Genomic DNA, 10,144 nt, shown 5'->3' with positions numbered 1-10,144 from the left:
GCTCTTTCTGCTCTTTTAAGTGGCCTTCTTTTGCCTTTCTTTTCATAGCATTCATACATTCCTGCTACGAAAATTCTAGACATTGGATTATCAGTTTTTTCTTTTGCGTAATAGTAAAATTCTTCCATGGTTTTACCGCCTCTGCCTTCCCAAAATAAATTCAAGAAAAGAGAAATTTTTTGCTTAGATTTTGCTATAAGTGAATATTTTTGGAAGATAATCGTCCAGGATGCAACTGAAGCAACAAGAAGCAGAAGCATAACAAATTGTTCAACCAAACTTGCGTGAGAAAACAAACCAATAAAGCTCATATCAGTAGTGGTTGCTGCCCCTGAAATATTGGAAATCTGGCCACCTGCGACATCTTGCACTGGTGCAGAAATTGTATCGTTAACTTGGGTTGCAACATTTTGCGTTGAAATTATTGTGCGTTCTTGAGGCATAAAATTATTTTTTATTTAAGAAATTTTTCAGACTTGTTGATAGTTAAAATCATTTCAAATGTAAATGAGAAATATTTTTTTTCGATTATGGTTTATCGTTCATCGTTTATCGCAAGTAACGATTAGCGATTAACGATTAACGAAAAACGAACAATCAATACTCCACAGGAACTGGGTCAATGCTACGCCATAAATACCAAGTAGCAACTGATCTATATGGTTGCCATAATTTTGAAAGTTGATTCACTTTGGCATCAAATTTTTTAGTATTTCTTTTAACATTATATTGGTTCTCAATAGCTTTTAATAAGCCAATATCTGCAAGCGGAAAAATATCTGCTGAATGCATATGAAAAAGCAAAAACATCTCAATTGTCCATTTTCCAACGCCTTTGATTGAAAGAAGTTTTTCTGCAATTTCATTTTCATTTAGGTGAGATAAATCTTCCATATCAGAAAATTCTTTGTCAAAAAAATCCGCAATGTTATTTAGGTATTTTATTTTCTGTTCAGAAAGCCCACAATTTTTAAGCTCTTGCAATTCAAGCTTAAATAAATTTTTGGGAGAAATATGATTTTTTTCATTATATTTTTCTGCAACATTTTTTAATGCTAATTCAAATTTTGCCCATATACTATCTGCGGCCTTAACCGAAATTTGTTGACCAATTATTGATCTCGCAAGCGTGAGGAAGGCACTATTATTCTTGAGTAATTTTTCATTATGAAATTGCCTGATAAGACCGCTTAATATTGCATCTTTTTTAGAGAGGTAATTGCAGGCTTCATTCCAATATTTAGGGTATTTTGATTGCATAATTCTTTGAAAATAAATGGCTGGCTGAATATTGATAAACCAGTTGGCGTTACATCTAATCAGGTGATTGGCTATGTCAAGAGAGTGCTGCGGAGTAGCTTTTCCCAAAGCCCTAATCCCAAAGCCCTAATCCCTAAAATCGGCTTTGCTGGAACGCTTGATCCGATGGCAAGTGGAGTGCTTCCAATTGCAATTGGTGAGGCAACGAAGGCAATTCCTTATATGATTGATGCTAAAAAGACTTATGAATTTACCATAAAATTTGGTATTGAAACTGATAGCGGTGATGTTGATGGAAAAATAATCGCAACAACAAATAATCTGCCTAGTTTGGAAGATGTAAAAAATATTCTACCAGAATTTACAGGGAAAATTAGGCAAACCCCGCCAATATTTTCTGCTATTAAAATAGATGGCAAAAGAGCCTATGACCTCGCCCGCAAAGGCATTGATTTTGAAATGAAAGAGAGGGAGGTTAATATTTGGGAGTTGGGAATTGAGGGGGCTGTAGAAAAAAACAATCAACCATCAACTATTAACCATCAACAACTAAAAATAATTACCCTCAAATGCACCTGCTCCAAGGGAACTTATATTAGAAGTTTGGGGCGGGATATCGCTAAAAAACTTGGTAGTTTAGGGCATTTAACTTATCTTAGAAGGCTAGAGGTTGGTTGCTTTTCGGCGGAAAAAGCTTTCAAACTTGAAATAGAAAAAGGGGTGCAAAATATTAACTTGCAAAACCAGTTTGAATACATTATATCGCAGACTAAACCTGTTGATTCAGTGCTAGACGACATCCCTGTTCTGAATCTTAGGTTAGAGGAAGTCAAAAATTTGAGAGACGGAAAAATTATAAATTCTAATTATTCTAATGGAATTTTTAGGGTTTATTTTGAAGGTGTTTTTCAATGTTTGGTTAACTCTGATGAAGGCAAATTAAAGGTAGTTAGATTCTTCAATTTGTAAATGAGATTGGGCATTGGAATTTTGAAATTATCTATGTAAATCAGTTTCATAATTCCAAAACCTAACTCTCAACTTCATCTTTTTATTAATAATAATTTATGGAGAGATAAGATGTCGATTTCAGCGGAAAAAAAGCAAGAATTAATTAAGAAATTTGCAACTTCAAAAGGTGATACTGGTTCAGTTGAAGTTCAATGTGCGATTTTAACAGAAAGGATTAACAACCTTACTGAACACTTCAAAACAAATGCTAACGATATTCACTCTAGAAGGGGATTACTTTCAATGGTTAGCCAAAGAAAACGCCTTATTGAATATCTTAAAGCTAGAGACTTCAATAGATACCAATCCCTGATTGAGAAATTAGGAATTAGAAAATAATTTCTTTATGCCTGAAAATAAAAATGCAGGCATAGAAATTTCTGATGTTGTAAGACAGCTTTTTCAGCAAGGTTTGTCTATGGATGAAATCCTGAAAGCAGTATCTTTGCTAAAGGAGCAACCTAATACAGAGTCTGAAAAGCCATTGCTTAATATAACCGTCGCTGAATTCTCACGATTATCTCCCGAAGAACAAGAAAAACTCTTACAAGGAAAATAATATGTTTAATGTAATTACAAAAACCATCAATTGGGGTGGTAAAAAACTAACGCTTGAAACTGGCAGAATTGCTAGGCAAGCAAATGGTGCGGTTCTAGTTCGCTATGAAGGAACAACCGTATTATGCACAGCAGTTGCACAAAAAGAGGCTAAACCTGATGTTGATTTCTTTCCGCTAACGGTTGTTTATCAAGAAAAATATTTCGCATCTGGCAGAATTCCGGGTGGGTTTTTCAAAAGAGAAGGCAAGCCAACTGAAAAGGAAACTCTTGTTTCTAGGCTAATTGATAGACCAATCAGACCATTATTTGATGAACATTTTAGAAATGAAACGCAAATAATATGCACCGTTTTAGAATATGATGGTAAAAATGATAGCGATATTCCAGCGATAATCGGTGCATCTGCCGCCCTTGCAATCTCAGAAATTCCATTCGTTTCAACTATAGCTGGCGTTAGAATTGGCTTGGTGAATGGTGAGTTTGTTCTAAACCCTGAAATTGGCATTAAAAATTCTAAATTAGAATTAGTTGTAGCTGGCACAAAAAATTCAATAATGATGGTTGAATCTGAGGCCTCTGAAATCACTGAAGAACAAATGCTTGGTGCTTTAGAATTTGCTCACAAAGAAATGCAAATCGTTATTGATGCTATTAATGAAATGGCTAAAGAAGTTGGCAAAACCAAGTGGGAAGTTAAAAAACCTGATCTTTCAGCAGTTACAAAAATTATCAAACAAAATGCGGAAAGCGATTTAATTTCAGCCTTCGCAACTATTGAAAAACAAGCTAGAAGCAATAAAATTAATGAAGCTTACGCTAAGGCGAAATCAGCTTATGAAGCGACTCTCAAAGAAGGTGAAGCATTCAGCAAACTCCATTTTGATTATGTTTTCAAAACTCTTGAGAAAGATATCGTTCGTGGAGGATTAGTGAATTCTGGTAAAAGAATTGATGGAAGAACGCCTGTTGATATTAGAAATATCGTTTCTGAAGTTGGCGTTTTACCTAGAACTCACGGCTCTGCATTATTTACTAGAGGTGAAACCCAAGCCCTTGTTGTTGCAACGCTTGGCACTGGTGATGATGAGCAAATGATTGATGGGCTTGATGGCTTATATAACTCAAATTTTATGCTTCACTATAATTTCCCACCATATTCAGTGGGTGAAGTTGGCAGAATGAGTGGTGCTGGTAGAAGGGAAATCGGCCACGGTAAACTCGCTTGGCGTGCGGTTAAGGCATTAATACCTTCAAAATCTGAATTCCCATATACTATCCGTATTGTATCTGAAATTACTGAGTCTAACGGTTCATCATCAATGGCAACGGTTTGTGGAACATCACTTGCGTTGATGGATGCAGGAGTTCCTCTAGCTCGCCCAATCGCTGGTATTGCAATGGGTTTAGTAATGCAAGGTGAAAAATATGTGGTTCTTTCAGATATTATGGGTGATGAAGACCATCTTGGCGATATGGATTTCAAGGTTGCAGGAACATCTTCCGGCGTAACTTCCTTGCAAATGGATATTAAAATCCAAGGGATTACAATTGAAATTATGAAGCAAGCACTTGCACAAGCTAAAACAGGCAGAATGCATATTCTTGGCAAAATGGCGGAAGCCCTATCAACCGCTAGAACACAAGTTAATTCTTATGCTCCACAATTTACTACAATTAAGATTAATCCTAATAAAATCAGGGAAGTTATTGGCTCTGGCGGTAAAGTGATTAAGGAAATTGTTGCAACAAGCGGTGCTAAAATTGATATTGATGATAGCGGTGAAATCAAAGTTGCCGCAACTACTGGTGAAGCTGCTCAAAAAGCGATTGATATGATTATGGAAATCGTTGCTGAGCCTGTTGTTGGTGAAGTTTATGATTGTAAAGTTATGAAAATTATGGATTTCGGAGCAATCGTTCAATTTATGGGTAAGCAGCAAGGTTTAATTCACATAAGCGAGCTTGCACCTCATAGAGTTGATAAAGTTGAAGATATCTTGAGGCTTGGTGATGAAGTTCGTGCACAGCTTCTAAATGTTGATAGACAAGGAAAAATCAGGCTTTCTATAAAATCGCTTATTACTCCAACTCACGAAGAAACAAACCTTCAAGCTAATGGATAGTTAAAATTTCTTAAGTTTGGAATGGGCAAGATAGACTACATATCAGAAATTAACCGCCTCAAGAAGGATATGAACGCGGTTATTCTTGCCCATTATTATCAAGATGATGATATTCAAGATATTGCTGATTTTATTGGGGATTCCTTAGATTTATCTCGCAAAGCTCAGGCAACAAAGGCTGATTATATTATCTTTTGTGGCGTGAAATTTATGGCGGAAGTTGCCAAAATTTTATCACCTCACAAGAAAGTTTTACTGCCTGATCTCAAGGCTGGCTGTAGCTTGGAAACCTCTTGTCCACCTGAGCAATTCAAAGTTTTTAGAGAGAAAAACCCTGATCATATAGCAATAACTTATATTAATTGTTCCGCCGAAATTAAGGCGCTTTCAGATATAATTGTTACTTCATCTTGTGCAGAAAAAATTATCAAACAAATTCCAGAAGATCAGAAAATAATTTTCGCACCTGATAGGCATTTGGGTTCTTATCTAGTTCGTAAAACAGGCAGAGATATGCTACTTTGGCAAGGCTCTTGCATAGTTCACGAGCAGTTTAATGAAAGGGAATTGGTGCGAATGAAATCAAGCCACCAAAACGCACTTACAATTGCACACCCTGAATGCCCAGAAACTATCTTGAATTATGCGGATTTTGTTGGTTCAACTTCTGCCTTGTTAAATTTTACTATTGAAAAATCTAAAACAAATAAAAGCCAAGAATATATTGTTTTAACTGAGCCGGGGATAATACATCAGATGCAGAAAAACTCACCTGATGCGAAATTTTATCCTGTAGCTGGCACTTCTGAGGGTTGTACCTCTTGCAATAATTGCCCATTTATGAAGTTAAATACAATTGAGAAAATTTACGATTGTATGATTAATAAATCTCCACAAATAGAGCTTGATGAAGCCCTTCGCCTGAAAGCCAAAGCCTCACTTGATAAAATGCTTGAAATGAGTTTGTAGGCTGTTTAGCAGGGTATTTATATAATTTATAAGAGTTTTTACGCATTTGTCACTCCGTGCTTTTCACGGGGTTAATGGTTGTAAAGTGCATCTAAGTATAGTTTTGAGCGTGTTTTATGGTTAACCCCGCAATAAATGCGGGGTGAAACTTGTGGTCTGGATTAATATTATTTTATAATAAATTCACCTGACCTTAATAATAATTTCATTTCTTTTTAAGAAAGGCAAGGTAAAGGGCGGATTATAATAGGCTTTGATTGGTTCTGAAATTGCAGTGAGATTTTTTTCTTTAATAAAATTTTCTAAAACTTTCTTTTTCTCTAAAAAATTTTTTTCATTAAAAAACCAAGAAAACCTAATAACTGCTGCTTTGTAGCCCTCAACTTCATAGATTTTTATTATTTCATCTTCAGGTTTTGGAATGGTTTTAAGGCTATATTTTGAAGGCATTGAAAACCTCATAATAGTTTTTTTACTCTCTTTTTCAATCTCAACTGGTGCTGTCATTGAAATATTTTCACCTTCATTTTGCTCAATTTCAACTGGGCTAGTCATTGCTATATTGGAAGCTTTTTTATTCCCACCAAATATATAGTTTGCTAAAATTTTGAATGCATCATTTGATTTATCTTCGGAAGAATTATCAAGCGTAACTTCAGCAACAATATATTTTTTATATTCCCTTAATTCAATATTATCTGATTTTTCTAAAACATTATATTTAGGGCTTTCATATCCTCCAAAAGCATTGATGCACCCTGTTAAAAATGGAATAAACGCAAGAAGAGAAATTATTGTTTTTTTGCTCATAAATTTCTCTAAAGTTAAGGGAAGGATTGGGTAAGCACCGCAAAGATGGTCGCTATTAGTTATCTACCCTGAAGCATTTATGTTCAGGTGGAAACCGGAATTAACAAGCCCTTGGGCCTATCAGAGCCAGCCTCCTAAAATAATTCATCGCCCCGGAGATATCTTAGCAAAACCAATCCCACAGCCCGCTTACCACAAATGCATTTTACACAAAAATAATGTTATAGGCAAGTTTATATAACTTCAATTTACTTAATAAAAATTCATTTAGCTACAGCTTGCAAAAAGTTAAATTCTAACTATTTTGTTTTAGCAACTAAACAAGGATTATATGACATTTACTTTACCTGAATTACCTTACGCACCAACAGCGTTAGAGCCTCATATCACAGCGAATACTATTTCCTTCCACCATGGAAAGCACCATAATGCTTATGTTACAAACCTTAATAATTTAATTAAGGGAACGGAATTTGAAGGTAAAACTTTGGAAGAAATTTGCATTGCATCTGAAGGCAAAAATGCTGGGGTTTTCAATAATGCAGCACAAGTTTGGAATCACACTTTTTATTGGCATTCAATGAAGCCAAATGGCGGTGGCAAAGCTACTGGAGAAGTTGCTTCTAAAATTGAAGCGGATTTCGGCTCATATGAGAAATTCGTTGAGGAATTTAAGGCGGCAGCAACTACTCAGTTTGGCTCTGGTTGGGCTTGGCTTGTTCTTGATAAAGATGGCAAGCTAAAAGTTACAAAAACTGGAAATGCAGAAACCCCTTTTACTAAAGGCCAAGTGCCACTTTTAACTATTGATGTTTGGGAGCATGCTTATTATTTAGATTTCCAAAATCTTCGCCCGAAATATATTGAAACTTTCTTAAATAGCCTTGCTAACTGGGATTTTGCAAATGCGAATCTTAAAAATGGCAAAGTTAAATTAGCAGCATAATTTTAGGTTGGCGGCTTAAGGGTAGGATTTTATTAAATTATCTGCTGTTTTCCTCTATAATGTCACCCCGCATTTATTGTGGGGTTAATTGCAAAATACGCTCAAAAAGTAGACTTAAAACACTTTCAATCATTATCCCCGCAATAAATGCGGGGTTATAATTGGTGGCTATGGAGCTTAAATCTATGATTACCTAAGAATGCCAATCCCTAAACCCTAATTTATGAAAGTAAAGATTTGCGGAATAAAAGACAAAGAAACTGCTTTATTTGCAACCTCAAAAGGTGCGGATTTCTTAGGTTTCGTTTTCTTTGAAAAATCCCCTAGAAATATTTCTATCGATAAAGCGATTGAAATTAAAAATTCGCTTATCAATTCATTCCCGTGTAAACGGGAATCTAGCTATATGGATTCCCGCATACGCGGGAATGAAAATTTCGATAAAAGCAAAATAGAAATTCCAAAAATTGTTGCGGTTTTAGTTGATGCAGATGATAATTTTTTGCATGAATTACAAAAATTAAATCCAGATTATATTCAGCTTCATGGTTCTGAAACTCCTGCAAAATCTCGAGAAATCAAAGAAAAATATAATTTTAATATTATTAAAGCAATTTCAATCTCTGAAGAAAAAGATTTAGAAAAAGCAAAAGAATTTTCAAATATTGCCGATTATATTTTATTTGATGCAAAACCTCCAAAAACCTCAGTTCTACCCGGTGGAAATGCAATTTCTTTTGACTGGAAAATATTAAAAAATTTTAATCCAAGCTATAAATGGTTTTTGTCTGGGGGATTAAATTCTGAAAATATTTCTGAGGCTTTATCCCTTGCAAACCCTTATGGGCTTGATGTTTCCTCAGGTGTTGAATCTTCAGCTGGTGTAAAAGATTTTACTAAAATTGAAAAATTTTTACAAAATTCTAAAAATATCTAATTTATAACCCTTTGATTTACCACTTGTTAACCTTTGGTAAAATAATCAAAAATATCTTAAAACATAGGCAAAATATAGCGTTTTCACAGATAAAAAATATTTTCATCTGTTAACGCTTTGTTAATCATTTTGTTATATAATACGACTATGGGATTAATTAATTGGGGAATTAATTAGATAACAAAAATTAAAGGAGATTTGAAATGTTAACCCCTGAAAAAGTTTTTGATGATATATATGAGTATGTTGATTTATGGGCGGGTGGATATGTTAAAGCTCACATTAACGGCGTTGATATAGAAACATTTACAAGGGTGAAATATCGCCTTGTAGAAAGCATTATGGATAGAATAGGCGTAGTGAATCGCTTGCGTAAAGTTATTGGCTTGAAGGAAATGTCTATTGATGAATCTTACGATTATTACATTAATAATATGCCGGATTTTGATGATGTTTCGCACTCAATAGATTTAAGAAGTTATGATTCTGAAACTTCAAAACTAGCAGTTAATGAGCAGAATTTTTCTCGTAAGGATAAACCTTGCGTTAAATCTATGTTGCTAATTATGGGTGCGCCAGAAGTTTATATTGAAAATTCCTTCATAATTCAGGAGAGGATTGATCACATCAATAGATTGTTAAATGAAGGGGGCTATCCAGTAATGGATGCCAAAAAAACTGAAGAGATGCTCGTTCAGTTGTTAGTTGAAAATGTTTAATTTGTGAGGAATTTATGAGATTTCCAGTAGATATAGAAAAAGCACTAGCCGTAATAGCTCAAATCCAGTCAGGAAATGATAAGATGCCTACTGGCGGTGAGATAAGTGATTATGTATCAATTGCAAAAGACCTTGGCTCAAATGCATCTTACGCGGATGTTGTTTATTCTCTTTCAAAACCTAATGGTGTTGAAGTCTTGCATTATGAGATGAATGTAGCCAGCAAAGTTGGTTCTGCTGTTAGGGCTTGGAATGAAGCACCAATGGCAGTTCAACTTTCAGTTAGTAAAGAAGCTGTAGTCAGCAATGTTCAAGAAAATCCAGATAAATATAAAACTGGGGTAGAAGCAGTTTCGGATACAATGCAATCAGGTGAAGGTATAGCTTTAACTGGAAATAATAAAGGCTTATTTTCGCAAGGCAGAGGGCAGGGGATTGGCATAGGTTAATCTTAAGTATATCTTTGATTCTATTATTCTGTGAGTATTAACTAAACATAGATATTTTCATCTTAACCAATGATTGTCACCCCGCACTTGTTGCTGGGTTAACCATTAAACACGCTCAGAAGCTTGTTTGGCAAAACTTTCAACAATTAACCCCGCAATAAATGCGGGGTGACAATTTGTGATTAAATAGTTAAATCTATGTTTAGTGAACACTCCCTCATTGTAACAAATTAGCATCTTTATTTTTAAGGTTTTTGATGTATAATACTTAAGAATCTTTTGGGAGAAGTATGACATCTATAAACACAGGCTTGCAATCTTATTCTTACGCTAATTATCAGTCTAATTTGCAATCGCAA

At 34.8% G+C, this 10,144-nt stretch carries 12 protein-coding genes; 9 read left to right on the top strand and 3 right to left on the bottom strand.

Features of this window, described 5'->3' with window-relative positions; all coding sequences use genetic code 11:
* Together SFT90_03350 and SFT90_03345 are read right to left on the bottom strand one after the other, a co-directional pair.
* Positions 1 to 443 (bottom strand): hypothetical protein (locus SFT90_03350; GenBank protein ID MDX1949522.1); only part of this gene is annotated, 443 nt, incomplete at its 3' end.
* Positions 444 to 597: 154 nt separating this feature from the next.
* A complete protein-coding gene (locus tag SFT90_03345; GenBank protein ID MDX1949521.1) occupies positions 598 to 1,260 on the bottom strand; it encodes a hypothetical protein in 663 nt (220 codons plus the stop codon).
* Between the two features lie 6 nt (positions 1,261 to 1,266).
* Between SFT90_03345 and truB the strand changes: the two genes are divergently transcribed.
* The 5 genes from truB to nadA all read left to right on the top strand — a co-directional run bounded on the left by truB (position 1,267) and on the right by nadA (position 5,924).
* Positions 1,267 to 2,229, top strand: a complete 963-nt coding sequence (truB, locus tag SFT90_03340; GenBank protein ID MDX1949520.1) for a tRNA pseudouridine(55) synthase TruB — start codon at positions 1,267 to 1,269, stop codon at positions 2,227 to 2,229.
* Between the two features lie 111 nt (positions 2,230 to 2,340).
* Positions 2,341 to 2,610 (top strand): 30S ribosomal protein S15, encoded by a 270-nt coding sequence (gene rpsO, locus SFT90_03335; GenBank protein ID MDX1949519.1) that lies wholly within the window; start codon positions 2,341 to 2,343, stop codon positions 2,608 to 2,610.
* A gap of 7 nt (positions 2,611 to 2,617) precedes the next feature.
* The gene (locus tag SFT90_03330) at positions 2,618 to 2,830 is read left to right on the top strand and encodes a hypothetical protein (GenBank protein MDX1949518.1); all 213 of its coding nucleotides are present in this window, start codon (positions 2,618 to 2,620) and stop codon (positions 2,828 to 2,830) included.
* Between the two features lies 1 nt (position 2,831).
* The gene (gene pnp / locus SFT90_03325) at positions 2,832 to 4,955 is read left to right on the top strand and encodes a polyribonucleotide nucleotidyltransferase (protein MDX1949517.1); all 2,124 of its coding nucleotides are present in this window, start codon (positions 2,832 to 2,834) and stop codon (positions 4,953 to 4,955) included.
* Between the two features lie 21 nt (positions 4,956 to 4,976).
* On the top strand, positions 4,977 to 5,924 hold the full coding sequence (gene nadA / locus SFT90_03320; GenBank protein ID MDX1949516.1) for a quinolinate synthase NadA: 948 nt from the start codon (positions 4,977 to 4,979) through the stop codon (positions 5,922 to 5,924).
* Between the two features lie 183 nt (positions 5,925 to 6,107).
* On the opposite strand, the gene SFT90_03315 is transcribed toward nadA, so the two are convergent.
* Positions 6,108 to 6,734, bottom strand: a complete 627-nt coding sequence (locus SFT90_03315; protein ID MDX1949515.1) for a heme-binding protein — start codon at positions 6,732 to 6,734, stop codon at positions 6,108 to 6,110.
* Between the two features lie 331 nt (positions 6,735 to 7,065).
* On the opposite strand from SFT90_03315, the gene SFT90_03310 reads away from it, so the two are divergent.
* The 4 genes from SFT90_03310 (at position 7,066) to SFT90_03295 (ending at position 9,785) form a co-directional block, all read left to right on the top strand.
* The gene (locus SFT90_03310) at positions 7,066 to 7,680 is read left to right on the top strand and encodes a superoxide dismutase (protein MDX1949514.1); all 615 of its coding nucleotides are present in this window, start codon (positions 7,066 to 7,068) and stop codon (positions 7,678 to 7,680) included.
* 223 nt (positions 7,681 to 7,903) lie between these two features.
* On the top strand, positions 7,904 to 8,617 hold the full coding sequence (locus SFT90_03305; GenBank protein ID MDX1949513.1) for a phosphoribosylanthranilate isomerase: 714 nt from the start codon (positions 7,904 to 7,906) through the stop codon (positions 8,615 to 8,617).
* Positions 8,618 to 8,820: 203 nt separating this feature from the next.
* On the top strand, positions 8,821 to 9,336 hold the full coding sequence (locus SFT90_03300; GenBank protein MDX1949512.1) for a hypothetical protein: 516 nt from the start codon (positions 8,821 to 8,823) through the stop codon (positions 9,334 to 9,336).
* 14 nt (positions 9,337 to 9,350) lie between these two features.
* The gene (locus SFT90_03295) at positions 9,351 to 9,785 is read left to right on the top strand and encodes a hypothetical protein (GenBank protein MDX1949511.1); all 435 of its coding nucleotides are present in this window, start codon (positions 9,351 to 9,353) and stop codon (positions 9,783 to 9,785) included.
* The last annotated feature ends 359 nt before the right edge of the window (positions 9,786 to 10,144 follow it).

This window comes from Rickettsiales bacterium (assembly GCA_033762595.1).
In the GTDB taxonomy this organism is placed as follows: domain Bacteria; phylum Pseudomonadota; class Alphaproteobacteria; order Rickettsiales; family UBA8987; genus JANPLD01.
Note: the sequence above shows the minus strand (reverse complement) of the source record. Positions and strands in the feature narration are given on the sequence as shown.

Coding starts and splice junctions, on each gene's coding strand:
- SFT90_03345 (MDX1949521.1), bottom strand. CDS start 1,260: ATGCAATCAAAATACCCTAAATATTGGAATGAAGCCTGCAATTACCTC.
- rpsO (MDX1949519.1), top strand. CDS start 2,341: ATGTCGATTTCAGCGGAAAAAAAGCAAGAATTAATTAAGAAATTTGCA.
- SFT90_03330 (MDX1949518.1), top strand. CDS start 2,618: ATGCCTGAAAATAAAAATGCAGGCATAGAAATTTCTGATGTTGTAAGA.
- pnp (MDX1949517.1), top strand. CDS start 2,832: ATGTTTAATGTAATTACAAAAACCATCAATTGGGGTGGTAAAAAACTA.
- nadA (MDX1949516.1), top strand. CDS start 4,977: ATGGGCAAGATAGACTACATATCAGAAATTAACCGCCTCAAGAAGGAT.
- SFT90_03315 (MDX1949515.1), bottom strand. CDS start 6,734: ATGAGCAAAAAAACAATAATTTCTCTTCTTGCGTTTATTCCATTTTTA.
- SFT90_03310 (MDX1949514.1), top strand. CDS start 7,066: ATGACATTTACTTTACCTGAATTACCTTACGCACCAACAGCGTTAGAG.
- SFT90_03305 (MDX1949513.1), top strand. CDS start 7,904: ATGAAAGTAAAGATTTGCGGAATAAAAGACAAAGAAACTGCTTTATTT.
- SFT90_03300 (MDX1949512.1), top strand. CDS start 8,821: ATGTTAACCCCTGAAAAAGTTTTTGATGATATATATGAGTATGTTGAT.
- SFT90_03295 (MDX1949511.1), top strand. CDS start 9,351: ATGAGATTTCCAGTAGATATAGAAAAAGCACTAGCCGTAATAGCTCAA.